The organism is Bradyrhizobium sp. P3_C3, assembly GCF_056402655.1.
Genome location: NZ_JBFUGY010000012.1, coordinates 1 through 19,706, shown reverse-complemented (window position 1 = coordinate 19,706; position 19,706 = coordinate 1). Strand labels below are relative to the sequence as shown.

Genomic DNA, 19,706 nt, shown 5'->3' with positions numbered 1-19,706 from the left:
CCAGCCCCCCGCCGGCAAACTCACTTGGAGTCAATTCATGAGCCGCCGCGTTTCCTGGGAAGGCGTCTTCCCGGCCGTCACCACGCAATTCCACAATGATCTCTCGCTCGACATCGACGCCACCGCCAAGGTCATGGACGGTCTGATCCGCGACGGCGTCTCCGGTCTGATCGTCTGCGGCTCGGTCGGCGAGAACACCTCGCTGGAGCGCAAGGAGAAGGTCGCTATCATGGAGACGGCGAAATCCGTCGCGAAAGGCCGCGTGCCGGTACTCTGCGGCATCGCCGAATTCACCACCGCCTTTGCGGTCGAGACCGCCAAGGAAGCCGCGCGCGTCGGCATCGACGGCGTGATGGTGATGCCGGCGCTGGTCTATTCGTCGAAGCCGCACGAGACCGCGGCGCATTTCCGCGCGGTTGCCAGTGCGACCGACCTGCCGGTGATGCTCTACAACAATCCGCCGATCTACAAGAACGACGTCACCCCCGACATCCTGGCCTCGCTCGCCGACGTCGAGACCGTCGTCTGCTTCAAGGATTCCTCGGGCGACACGCGGCGCTTCATCGACACCCGGAACATGGTCGGCGACCGCTTCGTGCTGTTCGCAGGGCTCGACGACGTCATCGTCGAGAGCATCGCCATGGGCGCGGTGGGCTGGGTCTCCGGCATGTCGAACGCCTTCCCGCGCGAGGGCGAGACGCTGTTTCGTCTTGCCAAGGCCGGCCGCTTTGCGGAAGCCATGCCGATCTACGAGTGGTTCATGCCGCTGCTGCACCTCGACGCACGCCCCGACCTCGTCCAGTGCATCAAGCTGTGCGAGCACATCATGGGCCGCGGCACCGCGCTGACCCGCCCGCCCCGCCTCGCCCTGCTGCCGCAGGAGAAGGCCGAGGTCGAGGCCATGATGGCCAAAGCACTCAAGAACCGGCCGCGCCTGCCGGATGTCGGGTTGAAGGCGGCCTAGGCGAAGGTCTCGTAGGGTGGGCAAAGCGAAAGCGTGCCCACCATTCGCAAATTCGGTCGCGGAGATGGTGGGCACGGCGCTACGCGCCTTTGCCCACCCTACGAAGCTAGCAAGCCGCGCGCTTCTTCTTCGCGTTCAGCGCGGAGGCCACGCGGCTCACAGGCGGCTTGCCCAGCACGCCGCTCATCTCGTTCGTGGCCGCCAGCAGCTTGTCCATATCGACACCGGTCCTGACGCCCATGCCTTCGAGCATGTAGACGACGTCCTCGGTCGCGACGTTGCCGGTCGCACCCGGCGCGTAGGGGCAGCCGCCGAGCCCGCCGGCAGCGGAATCGATGGCGCGGACGCCCTCCTCCAGGCCGGCATAGAGATTGGCGAGTGCCTGGCCGTAGGTGTCGTGGAAATGCATCGCGAGTTTGGCCGGCGGGATATTGGCGCTAACCGCGCGCAGCATCTCCTTGGCCTTATCAGGCGTGCCGACACCGATGGTGTCGCCGAGCGAGATCTCGTAGCAGCCGAGCTCCCACAGCGTGTTGGCGAGATCGGCGACCGCCTTCGGCTTGATCTCGCCGTCGAACGGACAGCCCAGCACGCAGGAGATATAGCCGCGCACCTTGACGCCATCAGCTTTGGCGCGCGCCAGCACCGGCTTGAAACGTTCGATGGACTCCGCGACCGTGCAGTTGATATTGGCGCGCGAAAACCCTTCCGAGGCCGCCGCGAACACGGAGACGACTTGCGCGCCGGCAGCGCGCGCGGCGTCATAACCCTTCTCGTTCGGCACCAGCACGTGGAATTCGGCGCCCTTGACGTGGCCGACGCCGCGCAGCACGGCGTCCGAGCTCGCCATTTGCGGGATCGCCTTGGGCGAGACGAAGGCGCCGACCTCGACTGTGGTGAGGCCAGCGGCGACGAGCGCTTCGACGAAGGCGATGCGGGCCTCGACGTTGACGGGCGTCTTCTCGTTCTGGAGGCCGTCGCGCGGCCCCATTTCGATGATGCGGACGGGATCGCTCATCTCACTCCCCCGATGGCTCGACCACGGCGAGCTCAACGCCCTCCTGGACGATGTCTCCGACCTTGCATTTGATCGATTTCAGCACGCCGGCGTAGGGCGCGCGCAGCGTCTGCTCCATCTTCATCACTTCCAGGGTGAGGATCGGCGCGCCCTTGTCGAGCTTGGCGCCCTCCTCGGCCAGCACGGCGACGACGGTGCCCGGCAGCGGCGCCGCGATCTTGTCCTCTCCGACGTGCTCTTCGCTCTCCCCGCCGAACGGATCGACCCAATGCAGGTCGAAGCGGCCGTTGCGTGTGCGCAAATAGAGCTCATGACCGTCGATCACGGCTGCGACCTGCGATTTGACGCCATCGAGCGTCAGATCGAAGCCGCCGTCACGCGGCGCGATCGTGAACGCCAACTCGCGGTCGCCGGTCACCAGCGTCGACGGACCGCTGCCGTAGTTCAGCGTGATCTTCTGCTCCGGCCCATGGCCGACGCGGAAGGCAAAGCTGCGCTGGCGACGGCCGACCGGCATCCAGCCAAAGGTCTGCCAGGGCGAACTCGCCTCGTCTTGCGCGGCCTGCCGCTCGTCGTTGATAACAGCGGCGACTGCTGCGCACAGCTCGAGCTCGCCGGGCGCCGGCGCGGCCTGCGTCAGCACTGCCAGCTCGCGCTCGATGAAGCCAGTGTCGATCGCATTGGTCCGCACCTTCGGATGCGTCATCAGCGCCGACAGGAACGGGATGTTGGTGACGATGCCACGGACGTCGGACTCTTGCAGCCCGCGGTTCAGCCGCTCGATCGCGACGTCCCGCGTCGGGGCCCACGCGATCATTTTTGCGAGCATCGCATCGTAATAGGGCGAGACCGTATCGCCTTCGCGATAGCCGGCGTCGATGCGCAAGCCGCCGGTTTCCGCCGGCAGCCGCCAGGTCGAGATCCTGCCGACCGACGGCATGAAGTTCTTGGTCGGGTTTTCCGCGTAGACGCGCGCCTCGACCGCGTGGCCGTTGAGCCGGATCTCGTCCTGCTTCAGCGGCAGCGCTTCGCCGAAGGCGACGCGCAGCTGCCACTCGACCAGATCGATGCCGGTGATCAGCTCGGTCACGGGATGCTCGACCTGAAGACGCGTGTTCATCTCGATGAAGAACACGTCCTTGCCGTCGGAAACGAACTCGATCGTGCCGGCGCCGACATAGTTCACCGCGCCGGCCGCCTTTCGCGCGGCGGCGCAGACGGTCTCGCGCTGGGCGGGATTGAGCGTCGGCGACGGCGCCTCCTCGATCACCTTCTGGTGCCGGCGCTGCAACGTGCATTCGCGCTCGAACAGTGACAGCAGATTGCCGTGGCTGTCGCCGATGATCTGCACCTCGATGTGGCGGGGATTGTCGACATATTTTTCGATCAGCATGCGGTCGTCGCCGAACGCGGCCTTGGCCTCGCGCTTGGCGCTGACGATCGCCGGCCCAAGCTCGTCCGCCGAGCGCACGATGCGCATGCCGCGGCCGCCACCACCGGCGGACGCCTTCACCAGGATCGGGAAGCCGATCTTGTCCGCGGCCTTCGAAAGCGTGGCCTCGTCCTGGGCCTCGCCGTGATAGCCGGGCACCAGCGGCACGCCGGCCTTCTCCATCAGCTCCTTGGAGCCGGACTTCGAGCCCATCGCCGTCATCATCGCGGCGGTCGGGCCGACGAACACCAGGCCCGCCTCCAGGCACGCCCGCGCGAACTCGGCATTTTCGGACAGGAAACCGTAGCCGGGATGCACGGCTTCCGCGCCGGTCTTTCGCGCGGCCTCGATCAGCCGCTCGACACTGAGGTAGCTGTCGCGCGCCCGCGCCGGACCGAGCAGAACGGCTTCATCTGCGAGCGCGACATGCATCGCGTCGCGGTCGGCCTCGGAATAGACCGCGACCGTGCGCAGGCCCATGGCTCGCGCGGTGCGGATGACGCGGCAGGCGATCTCGCCGCGGTTGGCGATCAGGAGCGTGCGAAAACGCCGGTAGAGCATTGAACGGTCCATCGCATCACATCCTGAACAGGCCGAATTTGGTAGGCTCGATCGGCGCATTCGACGCCGCGGAAAGGCCGAGGCCGAGCACGAGGCGCGTGTCGGCCGGGTCGATCACGCCGTCGTCCCACAGGCGCGCGGTCGCGTAATACGGATGTCCCTGGCTCTCATATTGCGCGCGGATAGGCTCGCGGAACTTGTCTTCCTCTTCCTTCGACCAGCTATCGCCCTTGGCCTCGATGTTGTCGCGCCGGACCTGGCTCAGCACCATCGAGGCCTGCTCGCCGCCCATCACCGAGATGCGCGCGTTCGGCCACATCCAGAGGAAGCGCGGCGAGTAGGCGCGGCCGCACATGCCGTAATTGCCGGCGCCGTAGGAGCCGCCGATCACGACGGTAAATTTCGGCACCGAGGCGGTCGCTACCGCCGTGACAAGCTTGGCGCCGTCGCGCGCGATGCCGCCGGCCTCGTACTTCTTGCCGACCATGAAGCCGGTGATGTTCTGCAGGAACACCAAGGGAATGCCGCGCTGGCAGCACAGCTCGATGAAATGCGCGCCCTTCAGCGAGCTCTCGCTGAACAGGATGCCGTTGTTGGCGATGATACCGACCGGATAGCCCCAGACATGGGCGAAGCCGCAGACCAGCGTCGTGCCGTAGAGTTTTTTGAACTCGTCGAACTCCGAGCCGTCGACGATGCGGGCGATGATATCGCGTACGTCGAACGGCTTTCGGCCATCGACGGGCACCACGCCGTAGATTTCTTCCGCCGCAAACAGCGGATCGCGCGGCTTGTGCATGTTGAGGTTCGGCCGCACCGATGGCTTCAGCGTGCCGACGATGCGCCGGGCGATGCCGATCGCATGCGCATCGTTCTGGGCGTAGTGGTCGGTCACGCCCGACTGCCGCGAATGCACGTCGGCGCCGCCAAGCTCCTCGGCACTCACCACCTCGCCGGTCGCGGCCTTCACCAGCGGAGGGCCGCCGAGGAAGATGGTGCCCTGGTTGCGCACGATGATGCTCTCGTCCGACATCGCGGGGACATAGGCGCCGCCGGCGGTGCAGGAGCCCATCACGATCGCGATCTGCGGGATGCCCTGCGACGACATTTGGGCCTGGTTGTAGAAGATGCGGCCGAAATGGCGCTCGTCCGGAAAGATCTCATCCTGAAGCGGCAGGAAGGCGCCGCCGGAATCGACCATGTAGACGCAGGGAAGATTGTTCTGCCGCGCCACGTCCTGCGCGCGCAGATGCTTCTTCACCGTCATCGGATAGTAAGTGCCGCCCTTGATGGTGGCGTCGTTGGCGACGATCACGCATTCGCGGCCCGAGATGCGCCCGACGCCGGTGATGACGCTCGCCGAATGCACGTCACCGCCATAGAGGCCGTACGCCGCCAGCGGCGACAGCTCCATGAACGAGGTGCCGGGATCGACCAGCAGGTCGACGCGCTCGCGCGCCAGCATCTTGCCGCGCGAGGTGTGGCGGTTGCGCGAGACCTCGCCGCCGCCGCCGGCGACCTGGCTGAGTTTTTCACGCAAGTCCGCGACAAGCCCGCGCATGGCCTCGGAATTGCGCGCAAAGTCTGATGAAGACGTATCGATGCTGGAATGGAGCGGCATGTTGATTCCAATGAGGTGAAGGTTTCAGGCCGTCTCGGACATCAGCTCGCGGCCGATCAGCATGCGACGCACCTCCGAGGTGCCGGCGCCGATCTCGTAGAGTTTTGCGTCGCGCCAGAGACGTCCGACCGGGAATTCGGAGGTGTAGCCGACGCCGCCGAGCGCCTGGATCGCCTCGCCGGCCATCCACGTCGCCTTCTCCGCGGAATAGAGGATCGCGGCCGCCGCATCCTTGCGCAGCGTGCGGGCGTGATCGGCGCGGTCGCAGGCGCGCCCGACCGCATAGACATAGGCGCGCGCCGACTGCCAGGTCGCATACATGTCGGCGAGCTTGCCCTGCATCAGCTGGAAGTCGCCGATCGGCTGGCCGAACTGCTTACGCTCGTGCATGTAGGGCACCACGGCGTCCATGCAGGCCGCCATGATGCCGAGCGGGCCGCCCGACAGCACCGTGCGCTCGTAATCGAGGCCGGACATCAGCACCTTGACGCCCTCGCCGACCTTGCCGAGCACGTTCTCCTCGGGCACCTCGCACTCGTCGAAGAACAAGGGATAGGTGTTGGAGCCGCGCATGCCGAGCTTGTCGAGATGCTGGCCGTGGGTGAAACCCTTGAAGCCCTTTTCGATCAGGAAGGCAGTCATGCCGCGCGGGCCCGCCTCCGGATCGGTCTTGGCATAGACGACCAGCACGTCGGCGTCGCCGCCATTGGTGATCCACATCTTCGAGCCGTTGAGCACGTACCGGTCGCCGCGCTTGTCGGCGCGCAGCTTCATCGAGACGACGTCGGAGCCTGCGCCGGGCTCGGACATCGCGAGCGCGCCGACATATTCGCCGGAGATCAGTTTCGGCAGATAGCGCGCGCGCTGCGCGTCGTTGCCGTTGCGGCGGATCTGGTTGACGCAGAGGTTGGAATGGGCGCCGTAGGACAGCCCCACGGCGGCCGAGCCCCGCGAAATCTCCTCCATGGCGACGATATGGGCGAGATAGCCCATGCTGGAGCCGCCATATTGCTCCGACGCGGTCATGCCGAGCAGGCCGAGGTCGCCAAAGCGCTTCCAGAGGTCGGCCGGGAACAGATTGGCCTTCTCGATCTCGGCGGCGCGCGGGGCGATCTCCGCCTCCACGAAGGCGCGCAGCGTGTCGCGCAGCATGCTGATGTCTTCGCCCAGATCGAAATCGATGCTCGGGATGTTCAAGGCGATTCCTCCGTATTCTTGTCGGGTCCAAACCTACCCCCGCCCGGGCGTCCCAGCGGTCGAAAAGGTTGCATTTTCCGCCAAGTTTGGCGAGGATTTTTCATGCCCTTTCAAGCCGCGACCGCGACGCCCCGCCGCGCCATGACCCCAGCCGCCTTCGTCCGCGGCGTGGTTGCCGCTTATGCCCTTTACGGACGGGATCCGGTCGAAGCCTTGGGCAAGGGGCAGGTCACCGAGGACCTTGTTCGATCCCGGGACGGACGGGTGACGGCGGCCCAGTTCGAGGCGCTGGCCGGCCATGCCATGCGCGAGCTCGACGACGAGGCGCTCGGCTGGTTCTCGCGCCGGCTGCCTTGGGGAACCTATGGCATGCTGTGCCGCGCCTCGATCACCGCCCCCAATCTCGAAGTCGCGCTAAAACGCTGGTGCCGGCATCATCGCCTGCTGACCGAGGACGTGCTGTTCGAGCTCTCGCTTGGTGATGAGACCGCGACGATCTCCATTCGCGAACAGCGCGACCTCGGCCCCTTGCGTGAATTCTGCCTGGTCACCCTGCTCCGCTATGTTCTCGGCTTCTCCTGCTGGGCCGTCGATTCCGCGATCGCGCTGCGTGCGGCCGAGTTTCCCTATTCCGAGCCGGGCCACGTCTCGGTCTATCCGACGATCTTCTGCAGGCATTTGAGCTTTGGTGCGGACGGCGCCCGCATCGTGTTCGACAAGCATTATCTCTCTCTGCCGCTGACCCGCAGCCCCGCCGATCTCGACAGCATGCTCAAGGGCGCGCTGCGGCTCACCGTGCTGCCCTACCGGCGCGACCGGCTGCTGGTCGAGCGCGTCCGCCGCGTGCTGCGCAATGCACGCGGGCGCATTCTCGGCGCCGAGGATGTCGCAAGCGAGTTGGCGCTCTCGACCCGCACCATGCACCGGCGCCTGCGCGAGGAAGCGACCTCGCTGCGCGATCTCAAKGAAGAGGCAAAGTTCGAGCTCGCCAAGCAGGAGCTGATGCGCGGCCGCGCCCCCATCAAGCGGATCGCGGAGATCGCCGGCTTCCGCAACGAGAAGAGCTTTTCGCGCGCCTTCCGCACCTGGACCGGCGCTAGCCCGCGCGAATTTCGCGAGCGCTATCGCTGAGGCGCGGCATCACCTGCTTGTCATAAATTGACGTCCTCCGAGATCACTCTCGGAGGACGCAATCTCTCGGATCAGGTCGCGATCTCAGGCGTTAGTTCTGCGCGCCCTGGCGAGCCTTGGGCTGCTTCGTCTGCTTCGGCTGGAAGGCGAGCGCATCGTTGCTAGTCTTGGCGCCGCCGGCCTGCGAGCACGTGCCGCCGATGCCACCGGCCGCCTGACGGCAGGCTTCCATCGTCGGATAGCCGCAGCCGTGAGCGGCCTGGGCGCCGTTGGTGATGCAATAATCGTCGGCCTTCGCAGCCGGCGCCGACAGAACAAAAAACGCAGACGCAAACAGCGTCGCAGCAGAGGCTGCGATCGTCTTCGAAGTCGATGTCATGATGTCTTTTCCTGCTCAGGGTCCCACAAAAGCATCCCCGGCGTGCGACGCAGACCGAGGTTCACACCCTGCATCTAGGCAGCGCAAAGATGCCGACAATCACGGTTGCGCGCATTGCAGTCCTGCCTAAATCACATGTCACAGTTAGGTGAGTTACTAAGCTATTATAACTATCCGAATCGACCGCACCGCGCGCAAGCGCCCCCGACTTCGGAACTTCAGTAGCGAGACTTGAACGCCCTATCCGACGGGTGCCGCCACGACATCCTGTAACGGCAGCGGCACATCCTTCGCGACGCCCAGCACCGGAAAGCTGCGGACGTTCTTCACATCAGGCATCGCGGCGAAATGCAGCAGCTGCTGGCGCATGCTTTCGACGTTCGGCGCGACGCATTTCAGCAGGTAGTCGGTGTCGCCTGAAATCCGCCAGCACTGCTGGATGCGCGGGATCGCGGCAATCGAGCTCTCGAACGCCTCCAGCACCGGCTGGGCCTGGCTCACGAGCTGGATCGAGACGAACGAAACCACCTCATAGCCGAGCAGCCGCTCGTCGATGACGGCGCGGACCGCCCGGATCACGCCGCGGCTGAACAGCAATTTCAACCGCCGCAGGCAATTGGGCGCGGACACGCCGACCCGCAGCGCCAGCTCGTTGTTGCGCACCCGCCCGTCCTGCTGCAGCTCGGAGAGTATCTTCAGATCGATGCCGTCGAGCTGGTCACGCCCGGCCATCCCCCACCTCGCCATGATCCCGTCATGACGTCAGCGAAGCACGCGGCGGAATCCCTGCCAAGGGGCCGGAGCCCGGCGCAACAGCTGGTCCGTGGATCGGGATCATCGGACGCGACGTCATGTCTGCGGGCGGGGTACCCCCGCCGTCATGCCAGGGCTTGTCGCGGCCATCCGCGCTCTTTCACTCGGCCCCAAAAGACGTCGATGCCCGGGCCTTCACCTCGCCGAAGCGGCTTCGGCCGCGCAGGCGGGACAAGGCCCAAGCATGACGAGTAAATCACGTCGTATGAAGTCGGAGCAGCCAGCCGCCCCTCAATGCGTCCAGGGCTCGCCGCGCCGGAACGAGAAATTGTCGGCATAGGCGACCGGGCGGCGGATCGAATCCTGCGGCTCGATCACCTGGTAGGCGATGCCCTCGCGCTCGCAATAGGCGACCGCCTCTTCCTTGCTGTGGAAGCGTAGCGTGATCTGCTGCTTCATGTCGCCGGACGAGGTCCATCCCATCAGCGGCTCGACCGAACGCGGCTGCTCCGGCTCGTAATCCAGCTGCCATTCCTTGGTCTTGGACCGGCCGGATTGCATCGCGTTCTTGGCGGGCTTGAAAATGCGTGCGGTCATGGGTGGTCCGGGCCTCTTGGTCTTTTCGTTCGATTTCGATGCGTCACGGTAGCAGTTGGTGGAAACCGCGGGCATAGTATAGAGACACCTTTTGGGAACTGATCGGTGATTCCGGTCCCCCCGGGGGTGCGTTGCCGACGGGTATAGTCATTATGCTGCACCGTGACAATTGCGTACCCGCCTTCCGCGCCGGGATCCCGCCCGGCGGCCCTGTCTCGCCGACACCAGCGTATCCGCCCCCTCCGAAAGCTTCCGTCGCATGGCCTTCCTGAACATCAACGCCACGCTTCCCGAAAAGGGCCGTGACCTCAGGCTCGACCTGTTTCGCGGCATCGCGAACTGGGCGATCTTCCTCGACCATATCCCCGACAACGTGGTGAACTGGATCACCACCCGCAACTACGGCTTTTCCGACGCCGCCGACCTGTTCGTCTTCATCTCCGGCTACACCGCTTCCTTCGTCTATGCGCGAATGATGCTCGAGCGCGGCTTCATCGTCGGCGCCACGAGGCTGACCAAGCGGGTCTGGCAGCTCTACGTCGCCCACATCATCCTGTTCGTGATCTACATCGCCTCGATCAGCTATCTGGCGCTGCGCTTCGGCGATTCCGACATGATCAACGAGTTCAACGTCGCCGGCCTCGTCGACAACGCCACCGAGACGCTGCGCCAGGGCCTGTTCCTGCGCTTCAAGCCGCTCAATCTCGACGTGCTGCCGCTCTACATCGTGCTGATGGGGCTGTTTCCGCCGGTGCTGTGGTTCATGTTGCGCAAGCCCGACCTGACGATGGCGCTGTCCATCGTGCTGTGGCTCGCCGCCCGCCATTACGGACTGAACCTGACCGCCTATCCGGCCGGCCAGTGGTACTTCAACCCGTATGCTTGGCAGGTGCTATTCGTGTTCGGCGCCTGGTGCGCGATGGGCGGCGCCCGGCGTTCGGGAGCCGTGATCAATTCGCCGATCACGCTGTGGCTTTGCCTCGGCTATCTCGCCTTCGCGCTGGTCATGACCATGGCCGGCCGCTTCCCCACCCTCGGCGGCATGTTCCCGGGATGGCTGTTCTCGGCCTTCAACCCCAACGACAAGACCAATCTCGCGCCCTACCGTTTCCTCCATTTCGTCGTGATCGTGATCCTGGTGATCCGCTTCGTGCCGAAGGACTGGCCTGGTCTGGAGTGGAAGGTGTTCGATCCCTTGATCGTCTGCGGCCAGCAGTCGCTCGCCGTGTTCTGCGTCGGCGTGTTCCTGTCCTTCGTCGGCCATTTCGAGCTGTCGATGAGCTCGGGCTCGCTGTTCGCGCAGATCTTCGTCAGCATCGCCGGCATCGCGATCATGACGACGGTGGCCTATTACATTTCCTGGTCGAAAAAGCAGGACAAGCCGTTGAAGCCGCCGCCGCCCAAACCTGCGGCCGCCTCGCCTGCAAAGGCCGCCTAGAGCCATTTCCGTTCCGATGAAATCGGAACGGGGTGCTGGCTTCTAGTAGCGGCAGTGGAGCCGGCTCAGGCCGCTTCGCTGTCGTACTCGGTGAACTTCTTGTAGATCCAGTCGCGGCCGTCGTGGCGGCGCCAGACCTTTCCATAGACGAGCTGCCCGTTGATCGAGCGGCGCGGCACGATCACGGTCCAAAGGTGCCAGATCTCGGTCCAGCTCGACTGCGGATGGACGGTTCGGACGTTGCGATCGAAAGACATGACGCAAAACTCACAGGATATGAGCGCCGCGACGAACTGTGACCTGTGTGACCACCGATTGCAGGCAGCCCATCGCGAGCCTTGCCGACCTGATATCAGCCAGGAATGCGGCCGCAACAACCACTCGGCCTTAACCTAACCGGTCAACCTTACCCCTCGTGGGTACCCGCCAAGACCCGTTGAAAGCCGGCGCCGATCTTTCTATGATGCGTGCACAATTTGAGAATGAGCGCGCCGTTTCGGACGCGTGGCAATTGCGAACTGATTTTCATTTTTCAAATGACTTGCTGACTGGGGCACCACAATGAATATGCAATGTGGACGTTTGCGCCTGGCGGTGTGCTCGGTGCCGCCTGCGCCGCGTGTCAAGACAGTCAAGACATCTGTCTCTGAACCGCCGAAGGCGGCCAACGACAATCATCTGGCGTGGCCGTTCCTGCCGTTTCCGCTCGGCTGGTACGCGACGAACTGATCCCCGGAATAGCGCGACGCCGCTCAAGCGGAATATCATCGCTTGGCGGCGTCCGTTTAGGCATTGGGCGCTGAAATCCCCAATGTTCATATGTCTATGGCGACAGCCAAAGGTTCGAAGCAATTCTGCGAATTCTGGGTCGGTCCGGCCGGCGCAATGCCTTGAAAAATCGCGCAGAAGTGGCGTTGGGCGAAGAACAAGCGCCAAGGCTTCAGGCAAGGCTTCAGGCAAGGTTCGCGCGCGCTTCCGGTCGCGCCAGGCCGCCTGCCCCGCCCCCACAATCGCGCCGGCTGAGATGCGCGACGTGCTCTGCGCAACGGCGCTGAGCGTGCCCTGCGCGTTGTCGGTCTGTCGCTGCGGCGTGCAGTTCCCGCCCTTGCGGTCGCAACCAATCACCGCGCCATGAGTTGCAGGTCCTTCCCGTCTGTCCGGGGAAGCCGCGTGGCTGCGATCCATGCCCGCGCGATGTACGGACGGTCATCTCGTCTCACGACCGTGTGAGCTGGAGCGCGGCCGGTGAATTTTCACGAGCGAGCAGAGACCAACGAACAGCAGGCCGCAAGCCAAGGGGATGCAGTGAGTCAAATCGATACGACCGAGAAGCTCTCGGGCACACCGGAGACTGAAAGTTCGCTGTTCGCACTGTGCGGGCTTGGCGTCGCCGGGATCGCAATGCTGGGCTGGATCTGCGCCCTCGCCTGGATCGCCTGGCGCCTCGTCGATTGGCTGTTGTTCTGAAATTGAAACGCCGCCGGCACGGCAGCGCACGCAAAAGTTGAGGCGGGCGCAATTTCGCGCGGATCATGGTGCCGACCTGACCATGGTCGGCGGCAGCGAAATGGGATGAGCGCGGCGCAATATCGAGAGAATTGAAGGAGCTTCAACCTCGGGACTGGTCGGGGCAGCTGGATTCGAACCAACGACCTGCAGTACCCAAAACTGCCGCGCTACCAGGCTGCGCTATACCCCGAATGTCCAGCGAGCCCCGTCGATACACGCTTCCCAAAGCGCCATCAAGCTTTCAAGCCGCCGGCAAGACGGCAATAACCCCGCCAGGTCGCCCTACTTGGTGCCGAACAGCGGGTGGCCGACGCGGTCGCCGGGACGGATGCCGTATTTCTGCGCCGTTCCCGCCACCACCTCCAGCACGGCCCGCGCGGGGCCCTGGGACGAGATGATCTTGGTCGACAGCGGCTCGGTGTTTTCGGCGATGCGCAGGATGCGGCCGTCGGCGCGGATGAAGATCATGTCGAGCGAGACGTAGGTGTTCTTCATCCACATCGACACTTCCTGCTCGGGTTTGAAGTCGAACAGCATGCCTTTGCCGTCAGCCAGTTCCTTGCGGTACATCAGCCCGGTCTGCTTCTCCTCCTCGGTCGTCGCCATTTCCACCGAGAACACCTGCACGCCGTTCCTGGTGACGATCTCGAGCGGCTGGAAGCTGGCGGCGCGCACCGGCGCGCTCCCGACGGCACAGCCGACGACGAGGATGGCGGCCAGCCAGCCCCTCGCAATGGACCAGACGGCCTTTCGGTCAAAATTCATGGGACGGTACTCAAGGGGGCGTGGGACTGGACCAGTCCTTACGCGGCGATCGTGACAAAAGCCAGAGGCGCGCCGGACGGCCTGCGCGCCTCTTGTCACGATTGCGGGAGTTGGCGATCGCCGCTAGTGCGACTGCAATCCCGGCGATCCCGTCTCGGGATGGATCTCGGCCGCCATCATGCCCTTGGAGCCGGGCCCGAAGCGGACCAGGACATATTGGCCGGGCCTGAGCTCGGTCATGCCGAAGCGGCGCAGCGTCTCCATGTGCACGAAGATGTCGGGCGTGCCCTCGCCGCAGGTCAGGAAGCCGAAGCCGCGCAGGCGGTTGAACCATTTGACCTGGGCCCGCTCCAGCCCGCTGGTCGCGGTGACCGTGACGTGGGTGCGCGGCGGCAGCATCTGCGCCGGATGGATCGCGGTCGACTCGTCCATCGAGACCACGCGGAAGGCCTGGTAGCCCTTGGCGCGCTGGATGCACTCGACGACGATGCGGGCGCCCTCATAGGCGGTCTGGAAGCCGTCGCGCCTGAGCACGGTGACGTGCAGCAGCACGTCCGGCCAGCCATTGTCGGGAACGATGAAGCCGTAGCCCTTTGAAGCGTCGAACCATTTGATGACGCCGTGAACCTCGACGAGGTTGGCACTGCCTTCACCAAGTCCGCTGAACGGGCTTAGCGCGTTATCGCGACCGCCGCCGTGCTCGCCCACAGCGGGAACTCCGATCTTCTTGGACTCAAATCCGTCCGACGACCCCATAACCCCGGACCCCACACTGCCCATTGCAACCCGCCTCAGCGGCGGCGTCGAATCACGCGTCTTAAGAGAATGTTCTCAATTCGACGCGATGCGAATCTTTCGACTCAAAAGATAACACTCCCGGTTGCGGCGCATAGATAAAAAAATGATTCGCCGGAACCTATGAACAGCTTGCACAGCCGCGAATCAAATTGATGCCTCAATTTCCGACAAAGGGCCCGAGAGTCTCGCCGATGTCGTGGCGGATAACGAGGTCGGCGATGTCGTCCTGATCGGTCGGCTCGCGATTGATGATCACCAGACGTGCACCGGCGTTCTTCGCCATCATCGGAAAGCCCGCCGCCGGCCACACCACGAGCGAGGAGCCGATCGCGATGAAGAGGTCGCAGGCTTGCGACAGCACGGTCGCGCGCTGCATTTCGTCGTCGGGCATCATCTGGCCGAACGAGATCGTCGCGGTCTTCACCGGCTCGTCGCATGCGGTGCAGTTGGGTGCGCCGCCGTCTTCGTCGAAGCGGCGCTTCACCCAGTCGAGCTGATAGGCCTGCCCGCATCCGATGCAGCGTGCATAAGTGGTATTGCCGTGAAGCTCGATGACGTGCTCGGCGGCAAAGCCCGAAGCCTGGTGCAGATTGTCGATGTTCTGGGTGATGACGGCGGGAACCTTGCCGGCGCGGTAGAGCGAGGCGAGCGCGAGATGACCGCGCCCGGGCCTGGCCGCGGCAAAGACAGATTCCATCGCAAAGCGGCGGCGCCAGGATTCGTCGCGAGCTTCCTGGCTGGCGACGAATTCGTCGAACGGGATCGGACGGTTGCGCGTCCAAATTCCCCCCGGTGAGCGGAAGTCCGGGATGCCGCATTCGGTGGAGATGCCCGCGCCGGTGAACGGCACGATGGTCCTCGACTCGGCGATCATGTCGCCGAGTCGTTCGACGCCGCTGCGAAGATCCGATGCAATCACTCGCGGCCTCCCGTGTTGGCCTTGCGCTGGCCGCACCATGCGCAAGCGACAAGACCGTTGACGCTGTTATCCACTGCCGCGTGAGAATCGCGCAAGCGCGGTCGGCAATTTTTTCCGACCTTCGCTTATCACAATCCTGCAATGCCTCCTCCCCATTGACGCCCCAATCAGAAGCGCCAATGCATGTGTTAACGCGACTCAACGTGATTGCGGCGGCAGTGCGTGAGTTCGGCCGTGCACACATATTGGAGTGCACAGATACTGACGTGTAGAGGGGATTTGACATGACCGAAGACGAACAACGCAAAATCCGCGAACGCGAAGAGATCGCCGCCCGTGTCGCCGCCTTCCGTGCCACCCAGGAAAGATTCCAGCGCGAGCGCGAAGAGTATTTCGTGTCGACGCTCGACAATGCGCGCAAGGTGGAGCGGCCCTCGCTCTGGCCATAAAGGCACCTCCGATCGCCACGCATGAAAAAAGCCCGGAGCATCGCTCCGGGCTTTTCACTTGGTCAGCCGTTACCAGCCGCGGTAGTAGTGGCGCCGAGGGTAGTACGGCCCATCGCCGTAATAGGCATACGGGCCGGGGCTGTAATAGGCGGGCCCGCCATAATAGCCGTAGCCCGGACCATAGCCGTACGGATGGGACGCAGCGATCGCGCCTGCTGTGATCGCGCCGGCGGCGAGGCCGAATGCGAGGCCCGGGCCAATGCCGCGACCGCGCGCCTCTGCAGGCACAGGCGCCGCGACCGCGGTCACGCCGACGGCCGCAATGGTGGCCAGAACTGCCAGTGTCTTCTTCATGACTCTCCTCCTTCGCGTCTCGCGGGGACAACGTCGCCGGCCCGCGATGGTTGCGCGCGAGGAGTGGAACCCGGGCGGCAGAAAAATATCGGCACGAGCGGAACGAAAGCCGGTTCGGGCGAATTGCATCTGCGAGTGCGGAAGCCTCCGCTATCCGGTTGAGGCGACAGCACGATGCCCCGTCAGCATCTCCGCGATGCTGGCGGGGTTTTTGGTTTCGCGGACAGAAAATGGCGGCAGACATCAATGGCTGCCAATGGGACGGATGCCGAGGAGGACACATTGCCGCTATCCGCTTTGCTGGGGCGCATCCGCAGGCTCGTTCCCAAATCCCGCGACCAGCATTACGACGAGATCGTCCGCAACTTCGGTGTCGGCGCGCTGCGCCCGCCGCCGACGCCGATGAGCGACGGCGAGCTGGCGCGGGCCATCGCCGAGTTTCTCAAGGAGCAGCCGTCGAGCGCGTCCGTTGCGACCCTCGGCCGGCGGCTGGACCCCTCCTCTCCGCTGTAAGCGGGTTTGTTTCCGGCGAGCACGGAACAAATGTTTCCCGCGCACGTTGAGTCCCCTTCACGCAAGAAGGGACCCGACATGCCCGCGTGGCTTGAAGTTCTGCTCAACCTGTCCGGCTATGCCGGCTTCGTCGCGCTTGCGCGCCGCGGCACCGCGTGCCCGGGCCATTCCGCCGACGACCGCACCTATGGTGACGAGCGCTAATTGGTGTGGGGCGCCTGGCCTGCCGTGCGCACCAGCCGGTCGGCTTTGATCGCGACGTGCGTGTCCTCGAGCTGCGGCCGCAGCGAGAAGCTGATCACCACGAAGGCGAGGCAGAACAGCGAGCCGACGACGGCGACGCGCCGGTAGGTGTGGCGGTCGCCCTGAAAGAAGGATGGTTCTGAAAAAGGTGTCATGCAAAGTTGCTCGTTGGCAAAGTCGTTTCTTGTCCTTGCCAGACACCTATCCCAAGCAGCGGCAAGCGCAACGCGATTGGGGTTTTAACCTAACCGAATAGGGTTATCGGCTTTCCCGCAAATCTTCGTTAGGAGTTTGCGCAAGCCTCGAGATCCCGGCACGCCGCTTCAGACAACGTCCGCACCAAAACTCGTAAACGCTCCGGCGGAGCCGCGGGTACGGCTTTGTTCCAGCTTCGCCTGCATTTCGTTCTCGAAGAACGAATCGGAATCGAAAAAATCGGCGCGGAGCAACTCTTAACAAGTGGTGCGGATCGTCGCGAAGCGAACGTGCGATCGCAGCGAAGGACCGATCACTCCGTGTCGTCTCGCTTCAGTGGCGGCGGCACCTGCGGCACCGAGGGCCTGCCTTTGCGCAGCCGCTTGTGCCTGTCGGACCAGAACACTTTGACGATCTCGACGAGAAACCAGCACGCATCCATGTCGCTCTCCCTCGCCTCATTCCGTAACGAGGACACGAGGGCGAGACCGTGCGAAGCATCACGCTCACGCGCGGCGCGAAGGACTGTCCCGCATCGACACAGAAGGCACGCCTTGTTCTGCATCCGACTCCATTTCGTTCGCAAAGAACGAATCGGAGTCGAGTAAATCAGCGCGGCGCGACTCCTAACGATCGATGAAGGCGCGCGCCGTCACGACTTCATCGGCAAGATTTTCAACGGCAGACGAGATCGCACTTACTGGGTGGCCGCCGTGACTCGCCGCCGTCCTCACGCCGCTCGCTTGGCGTTGGCCTTCTCGGAAAAACATTCGAGGATCTGGATGCGGAGCTCTTCAGCGGCCGGCCCCTCGACTTTCCTCAGCTGATTCCAGAGCCTGATCACTTCGCGCTGTTTCTCGACGGTCATGAGTCACCTCCAACGTGATGACCAACTAGAACAAACTGAGAACAAAAAGTCCAGCCCCTCGCGCGCGATTTCCCACGCACATCGCCTCAAGCCTTGCTCGCGCTGCGCGGCCCCCTGAAAGCTGGGGATTTCCGCGCCCGGCCACTGGCCGCGCGGCCTGACGAACATGTTCCGTCGCCACGGCGGGTTGCTTTTTGGGTTTTCAACCTTAAGTTCGAGGCGCTGGCGGCCAGGCGCTGAAATCCCAACGCCGCCGGCCAAGAGAGCCCCGTGCGCAAGCGCGGGGTTTTTCTTTTGGGAACGCGCCGTCGCCCTCGCCGTTAGCCATTCCGGAGCGAGGGACCGTGACCAGGAAATTTTACGCCGTCGAGGTGGTTCGTCAGATCGAGGAGACCGTGGAGATCATGGTCGAGGCCCCGGACGAGACCACGGCGCACGATGCGGCGCTTGCGCACCTCAAGGCGCGCGGCTCCGAATATCAGTGGCTCAATCCCAAATGCGAATTCATCGTCTGGCGCGAGCGCCAGATCGATCCGCCGGCGATCATCGATGTGTCRGTGCCGACGGAGTAGCGGCCGGAACGAATGTCCCCGCCCCGCGTTGTCAGGTCGAATTCAGTGGTGCTGGCGGCTGTGCGACGCGGCCGTCCAGCTTTGAGAAGCCCCGGTCCCCAACGCCGGGGTTTTTCTTTGCCGCGCGCTCGAACAACAGAGCAGCAAATAACAAAGCAGCCACACGGGCGTTACACCGGGTGGCTGCTTTGACGACTGTCAGCTTCGCGCAAGATTCCGTCGCCGTCATCTCAACCGCCGAACGCCGGACAACGTTCCGGCGTACGGCAAATTTTCGTGCGGCCTTTGTTGACCGTCAGACCGGCAGATTGTCGTTCAGCCCCGGCGGGACTTCGCCTTGCGCGGCCCTCTCGGCGAGGAGCAACTTTTCGGCCTCATACCAGAAGGTGTCCATTCTCCCCGCGGGCTCGCCGGCTTCCCGCCAGAGATGATAGGCGCGGTCCCGGATCTGTTCCTCGCTCAGACTGGCCATGTGACGTCTCCCTTTGGGAAGCAAAGCGTGACAATGCCCGAGAGTTCCTTGTCCGTGTCCGACACACCAGCCGGCGGTCGTTGCGGCGCTCCGCGACTGGGAGCCGCCGCGACGACGTCGCGGGTCGCTTAGACCGAGTCCTTGGCCACCTTCAGCGGCGAAGCCTTCACCGACTTGCTCGCCGGCTTCGCCGCGAACTGCATCGGCTCCTTGGTGAAGGGATTGACGCCCATGCGGGCTTCGGTCGCCGGCTTGTTCACGACCGACATCTTGACGAAGCCGGGAATGACGAACTCGCCGGACTCGTTGAGCTCCTTGTAACCGACCGTCGCCATGTACTCGATGACCGACTTCACGTCGTTCTTCGACAGCTGCGTGCCCTCGGCAATTGCATCAATCAATTGAGTTTTCGTCATCTTCGCCATGTCTGAATTCCTTTTGTGCGGGTGAGCAGAGCCTGCTCAGGACGCGGCTGAACCACGCAAGTGTGATGCCGATTCACGCCGGAGGTCATGAAGTCACGGGGCTTAGAACCCATTGAGGCCCAAAACACAAGCATGGCTTCGGCCGGGGTTCCAGCCTGTCCCGCGAAAGTGTCGCAGCATGCGCCACGTTGGCTTTGAACCATTCTGCCGCTGGCGCGTCTAACTAATTGAAGTCCCCAAGCTTCACCCCCATCAGAGAGCCCCGCTTCCCCCAGGCGGGGCTTTCGCTTTTGGAGGCCTGGTGGAGCGCGCCGGCTGTTATATGGTCGGATGTTTCTCGTGAGGGGCTGATGAAGATTGCCATTGTTATCGCCGGCCTGATCGTCGTTGCGGTCGCCGCCCTGGTCGCCATCCAGCCGGAGTTCTTGAAGCCTGCGTCTCTGGCACAGGTCAAGAAATCCGACATCTTCGGCTTCTCACCCGGGATGACATTCGAGGAGACCAACAAGCTCGTCACGCAACGTCACTACGGC

Annotated in this window: 25 protein-coding genes, 1 tRNA gene and 1 pseudogene; 9 read left to right on the top strand and 18 right to left on the bottom strand. The window is 64.0% G+C overall.

Features of this window, described 5'->3' with window-relative positions; genetic code table 11:
* The first annotated feature begins 37 nt into the window (after positions 1-37).
* Complete coding sequence (locus AC1DW2_RS15425; protein WP_477006489.1) at positions 38-964, top strand: dihydrodipicolinate synthase family protein; 927 nt, start codon at positions 38-40, stop codon at positions 962-964.
* A 106-nt stretch (positions 965-1,070) separates the two neighbouring features.
* Here AC1DW2_RS15425 and AC1DW2_RS15420 read toward each other — a convergent pair whose 3' ends face one another.
* The 4 genes from AC1DW2_RS15420 to AC1DW2_RS15405 are packed head-to-tail and all read right to left on the bottom strand — an operon-like array spanning position 1,071 to position 6,748.
* Positions 1,071-1,982 (bottom strand): hydroxymethylglutaryl-CoA lyase, encoded by a 912-nt coding sequence (locus AC1DW2_RS15420; RefSeq protein ID WP_477006488.1) that lies wholly within the window; start codon positions 1,980-1,982, stop codon positions 1,071-1,073.
* 1 nt (position 1,983) lies between these two features.
* Positions 1,984-3,987, bottom strand: coding sequence for an acetyl/propionyl/methylcrotonyl-CoA carboxylase subunit alpha (locus AC1DW2_RS15415; RefSeq protein WP_477006487.1), 2,004 nt, complete (start codon positions 3,985-3,987; stop codon positions 1,984-1,986).
* A gap of 4 nt (positions 3,988-3,991) precedes the next feature.
* Positions 3,992-5,596 (bottom strand): carboxyl transferase domain-containing protein, encoded by a 1,605-nt coding sequence (locus tag AC1DW2_RS15410; protein WP_071914169.1) that lies wholly within the window; start codon positions 5,594-5,596, stop codon positions 3,992-3,994.
* A 24-nt stretch (positions 5,597-5,620) separates the two neighbouring features.
* On the bottom strand, positions 5,621-6,748 hold the full coding sequence (locus tag AC1DW2_RS15405; RefSeq protein WP_477006574.1) for an isovaleryl-CoA dehydrogenase: 1,128 nt from the start codon (positions 6,746-6,748) through the stop codon (positions 5,621-5,623).
* Between the two features lie 147 nt (positions 6,749-6,895).
* Here AC1DW2_RS15405 and AC1DW2_RS15400 point away from each other — a divergent pair, with 147 nt between their 5' ends.
* Positions 6,896-7,924: an AraC family transcriptional regulator gene (locus AC1DW2_RS15400; RefSeq protein WP_477006486.1), complete on the top strand. Its 1,029-nt coding sequence runs from the start codon at positions 6,896-6,898 to the stop codon at positions 7,922-7,924.
* 91 nt (positions 7,925-8,015) lie between these two features.
* Here the strand turns inward: AC1DW2_RS15400 and AC1DW2_RS15395 are convergent, their stop codons facing one another.
* The 3 genes from AC1DW2_RS15395 to AC1DW2_RS15385 form a co-directional block, all read right to left on the bottom strand.
* Complete coding sequence (locus AC1DW2_RS15395) at positions 8,016-8,303, bottom strand: DUF3551 domain-containing protein (protein ID WP_063983447.1); 288 nt, start codon at positions 8,301-8,303, stop codon at positions 8,016-8,018.
* A gap of 240 nt (positions 8,304-8,543) precedes the next feature.
* The gene (locus tag AC1DW2_RS15390) at positions 8,544-9,035 is read right to left on the bottom strand and encodes an Lrp/AsnC family transcriptional regulator (RefSeq protein ID WP_063983448.1); all 492 of its coding nucleotides are present in this window, start codon (positions 9,033-9,035) and stop codon (positions 8,544-8,546) included.
* A gap of 312 nt (positions 9,036-9,347) precedes the next feature.
* Positions 9,348-9,653, bottom strand: a complete 306-nt coding sequence (locus AC1DW2_RS15385) for an ETC complex I subunit (protein WP_477006485.1) — start codon at positions 9,651-9,653, stop codon at positions 9,348-9,350.
* Between the two features lie 259 nt (positions 9,654-9,912).
* Here AC1DW2_RS15385 and AC1DW2_RS15380 point away from each other — a divergent pair, with 259 nt between their 5' ends.
* The gene (locus AC1DW2_RS15380; protein WP_477006484.1) at positions 9,913-11,091 is read left to right on the top strand and encodes an OpgC domain-containing protein; all 1,179 of its coding nucleotides are present in this window, start codon (positions 9,913-9,915) and stop codon (positions 11,089-11,091) included.
* 65 nt (positions 11,092-11,156) lie between these two features.
* On the opposite strand, the gene AC1DW2_RS15375 is transcribed toward AC1DW2_RS15380, so the two are convergent.
* Positions 11,157-11,348, bottom strand: a complete 192-nt coding sequence (locus AC1DW2_RS15375; protein WP_028150987.1) for a hypothetical protein — start codon at positions 11,346-11,348, stop codon at positions 11,157-11,159.
* 988 nt (positions 11,349-12,336) lie between these two features.
* On the opposite strand from AC1DW2_RS15375, the gene AC1DW2_RS15370 reads away from it, so the two are divergent.
* Positions 12,337-12,558 carry a hypothetical protein gene (locus AC1DW2_RS15370; RefSeq protein WP_063983451.1) on the top strand — a complete coding sequence of 74 codons (222 nt, stop codon included), beginning with the start codon at positions 12,337-12,339 and terminating at the stop codon, positions 12,556-12,558.
* Positions 12,559-12,713: 155 nt separating this feature from the next.
* On the opposite strand, the gene AC1DW2_RS15365 is transcribed toward AC1DW2_RS15370, so the two are convergent.
* From AC1DW2_RS15365 to AC1DW2_RS15350, 4 genes are all read right to left on the bottom strand, one after another.
* Positions 12,714-12,790 (bottom strand) — tRNA-Pro (locus AC1DW2_RS15365).
* 92 nt (positions 12,791-12,882) lie between these two features.
* Positions 12,883-13,365 (bottom strand): DUF192 domain-containing protein, encoded by a 483-nt coding sequence (locus AC1DW2_RS15360; RefSeq protein ID WP_038959501.1) that lies wholly within the window; start codon positions 13,363-13,365, stop codon positions 12,883-12,885.
* Positions 13,366-13,488: 123 nt separating this feature from the next.
* Positions 13,489-14,121: a cold-shock protein gene (locus AC1DW2_RS15355; protein WP_028150990.1), complete on the bottom strand. Its 633-nt coding sequence runs from the start codon at positions 14,119-14,121 to the stop codon at positions 13,489-13,491.
* Between the two features lie 199 nt (positions 14,122-14,320).
* On the bottom strand, positions 14,321-15,082 hold the full coding sequence (locus tag AC1DW2_RS15350) for an SIR2 family NAD-dependent protein deacylase (protein WP_477006483.1): 762 nt from the start codon (positions 15,080-15,082) through the stop codon (positions 14,321-14,323).
* Between the two features lie 284 nt (positions 15,083-15,366).
* Here AC1DW2_RS15350 and AC1DW2_RS15345 point away from each other — a divergent pair, with 284 nt between their 5' ends.
* Positions 15,367-15,531 carry a hypothetical protein gene (locus AC1DW2_RS15345; protein WP_166096472.1) on the top strand — a complete coding sequence of 55 codons (165 nt, stop codon included), beginning with the start codon at positions 15,367-15,369 and terminating at the stop codon, positions 15,529-15,531.
* A 69-nt stretch (positions 15,532-15,600) separates the two neighbouring features.
* Here AC1DW2_RS15345 and AC1DW2_RS15340 read toward each other — a convergent pair whose 3' ends face one another.
* Entirely contained in the window at positions 15,601-15,885 is a 285-nt protein-coding gene (locus tag AC1DW2_RS15340; protein WP_477006482.1) for a hypothetical protein, read from the bottom strand.
* A 174-nt stretch (positions 15,886-16,059) separates the two neighbouring features.
* On the opposite strand from AC1DW2_RS15340, the gene AC1DW2_RS15335 reads away from it, so the two are divergent.
* Positions 16,060-16,398: a hypothetical protein gene (locus AC1DW2_RS15335; protein WP_245344071.1), complete on the top strand. Its 339-nt coding sequence runs from the start codon at positions 16,060-16,062 to the stop codon at positions 16,396-16,398.
* A gap of 78 nt (positions 16,399-16,476) precedes the next feature.
* The gene (locus tag AC1DW2_RS15330; protein WP_085965803.1) at positions 16,477-16,602 is read left to right on the top strand and encodes a hypothetical protein; all 126 of its coding nucleotides are present in this window, start codon (positions 16,477-16,479) and stop codon (positions 16,600-16,602) included.
* On the opposite strand, the gene AC1DW2_RS15325 is transcribed toward AC1DW2_RS15330, so the two are convergent.
* The 3 genes from AC1DW2_RS15325 to AC1DW2_RS15315 all read right to left on the bottom strand — a co-directional run bounded on the left by AC1DW2_RS15325 (position 16,599) and on the right by AC1DW2_RS15315 (position 17,704).
* The gene (locus AC1DW2_RS15325; RefSeq protein ID WP_477006481.1) at positions 16,599-16,796 is read right to left on the bottom strand and encodes a hypothetical protein; all 198 of its coding nucleotides are present in this window, start codon (positions 16,794-16,796) and stop codon (positions 16,599-16,601) included. The two genes, AC1DW2_RS15330 and AC1DW2_RS15325, sit on opposite strands and share 4 nt — an antisense overlap.
* A gap of 353 nt (positions 16,797-17,149) precedes the next feature.
* On the bottom strand, positions 17,150-17,278 hold the full coding sequence (locus tag AC1DW2_RS15320) for a hypothetical protein (protein ID WP_477006480.1): 129 nt from the start codon (positions 17,276-17,278) through the stop codon (positions 17,150-17,152).
* Positions 17,279-17,566: 288 nt separating this feature from the next.
* Positions 17,567-17,704 (bottom strand): hypothetical protein, encoded by a 138-nt coding sequence (locus AC1DW2_RS15315; RefSeq protein WP_166096469.1) that lies wholly within the window; start codon positions 17,702-17,704, stop codon positions 17,567-17,569.
* A 344-nt stretch (positions 17,705-18,048) separates the two neighbouring features.
* Here AC1DW2_RS15315 and AC1DW2_RS15310 point away from each other — a divergent pair, with 344 nt between their 5' ends.
* Entirely contained in the window at positions 18,049-18,276 is a 228-nt protein-coding gene (locus AC1DW2_RS15310) for a hypothetical protein (protein ID WP_354097796.1), read from the top strand.
* 295 nt (positions 18,277-18,571) lie between these two features.
* On the opposite strand, the gene AC1DW2_RS15305 is transcribed toward AC1DW2_RS15310, so the two are convergent.
* Complete coding sequence (locus AC1DW2_RS15305; RefSeq protein WP_084795141.1) at positions 18,572-18,748, bottom strand: DUF2934 domain-containing protein; 177 nt, start codon at positions 18,746-18,748, stop codon at positions 18,572-18,574.
* Positions 18,749-18,876: 128 nt separating this feature from the next.
* Positions 18,877-19,173 (bottom strand): HU family DNA-binding protein, encoded by a 297-nt coding sequence (locus AC1DW2_RS15300; protein WP_007591377.1) that lies wholly within the window; start codon positions 19,171-19,173, stop codon positions 18,877-18,879.
* A gap of 350 nt (positions 19,174-19,523) precedes the next feature.
* On the opposite strand from AC1DW2_RS15300, the pseudogene AC1DW2_RS15295 reads away from it, so the two are divergent.
* Positions 19,524-19,706: pseudogene (locus tag AC1DW2_RS15295) on the top strand (hypothetical protein); the annotation flags it as partial.

What these genes read in the sequence shown, in the direction of transcription:
- AC1DW2_RS15425 (WP_477006489.1), top strand. Translation starts at nt 38, where the DNA reads ATGAGCCGCCGCGTTTCCTGGGAAGGCGTCTTCCCGGCCGTCACCACG.
- AC1DW2_RS15420 (WP_477006488.1), bottom strand. Translation starts at nt 1,982, where the DNA reads ATGAGCGATCCCGTCCGCATCATCGAAATGGGGCCGCGCGACGGCCTC.
- AC1DW2_RS15415 (WP_477006487.1), bottom strand. Translation starts at nt 3,987, where the DNA reads ATGGACCGTTCAATGCTCTACCGGCGTTTTCGCACGCTCCTGATCGCC.
- AC1DW2_RS15410 (WP_071914169.1), bottom strand. Translation starts at nt 5,596, where the DNA reads ATGCCGCTCCATTCCAGCATCGATACGTCTTCATCAGACTTTGCGCGC.
- AC1DW2_RS15405 (WP_477006574.1), bottom strand. Translation starts at nt 6,748, where the DNA reads ATGCTGCGCGACACGCTGCGCGCCTTCGTGGAGGCGGAGATCGCCCCG.
- AC1DW2_RS15395 (WP_063983447.1), bottom strand. Translation starts at nt 8,303, where the DNA reads ATGACATCGACTTCGAAGACGATCGCAGCCTCTGCTGCGACGCTGTTT.
- AC1DW2_RS15390 (WP_063983448.1), bottom strand. Translation starts at nt 9,035, where the DNA reads ATGGCCGGGCGTGACCAGCTCGACGGCATCGATCTGAAGATACTCTCC.
- AC1DW2_RS15385 (WP_477006485.1), bottom strand. Translation starts at nt 9,653, where the DNA reads ATGACCGCACGCATTTTCAAGCCCGCCAAGAACGCGATGCAATCCGGC.
- AC1DW2_RS15380 (WP_477006484.1), top strand. Translation starts at nt 9,913, where the DNA reads ATGGCCTTCCTGAACATCAACGCCACGCTTCCCGAAAAGGGCCGTGAC.
- AC1DW2_RS15375 (WP_028150987.1), bottom strand. Translation starts at nt 11,348, where the DNA reads ATGTCTTTCGATCGCAACGTCCGAACCGTCCATCCGCAGTCGAGCTGG.
- AC1DW2_RS15360 (WP_038959501.1), bottom strand. Translation starts at nt 13,365, where the DNA reads ATGAATTTTGACCGAAAGGCCGTCTGGTCCATTGCGAGGGGCTGGCTG.
- AC1DW2_RS15355 (WP_028150990.1), bottom strand. Translation starts at nt 14,121, where the DNA reads ATGGGGTCGTCGGACGGATTTGAGTCCAAGAAGATCGGAGTTCCCGCT.
- AC1DW2_RS15345 (WP_166096472.1), top strand. Translation starts at nt 15,367, where the DNA reads ATGACCGAAGACGAACAACGCAAAATCCGCGAACGCGAAGAGATCGCC.
- AC1DW2_RS15340 (WP_477006482.1), bottom strand. Translation starts at nt 15,885, where the DNA reads ATGAAGAAGACACTGGCAGTTCTGGCCACCATTGCGGCCGTCGGCGTG.
- AC1DW2_RS15335 (WP_245344071.1), top strand. Translation starts at nt 16,060, where the DNA reads ATGCCCCGTCAGCATCTCCGCGATGCTGGCGGGGTTTTTGGTTTCGCG.
- AC1DW2_RS15330 (WP_085965803.1), top strand. Translation starts at nt 16,477, where the DNA reads ATGCCCGCGTGGCTTGAAGTTCTGCTCAACCTGTCCGGCTATGCCGGC.
- AC1DW2_RS15325 (WP_477006481.1), bottom strand. Translation starts at nt 16,796, where the DNA reads ATGACACCTTTTTCAGAACCATCCTTCTTTCAGGGCGACCGCCACACC.
- AC1DW2_RS15320 (WP_477006480.1), bottom strand. Translation starts at nt 17,278, where the DNA reads ATGGATGCGTGCTGGTTTCTCGTCGAGATCGTCAAAGTGTTCTGGTCC.
- AC1DW2_RS15315 (WP_166096469.1), bottom strand. Translation starts at nt 17,704, where the DNA reads ATGACCGTCGAGAAACAGCGCGAAGTGATCAGGCTCTGGAATCAGCTG.
- AC1DW2_RS15305 (WP_084795141.1), bottom strand. Translation starts at nt 18,748, where the DNA reads ATGGCCAGTCTGAGCGAGGAACAGATCCGGGACCGCGCCTATCATCTC.
- AC1DW2_RS15300 (WP_007591377.1), bottom strand. Translation starts at nt 19,173, where the DNA reads ATGGCGAAGATGACGAAAACTCAATTGATTGATGCAATTGCCGAGGGC.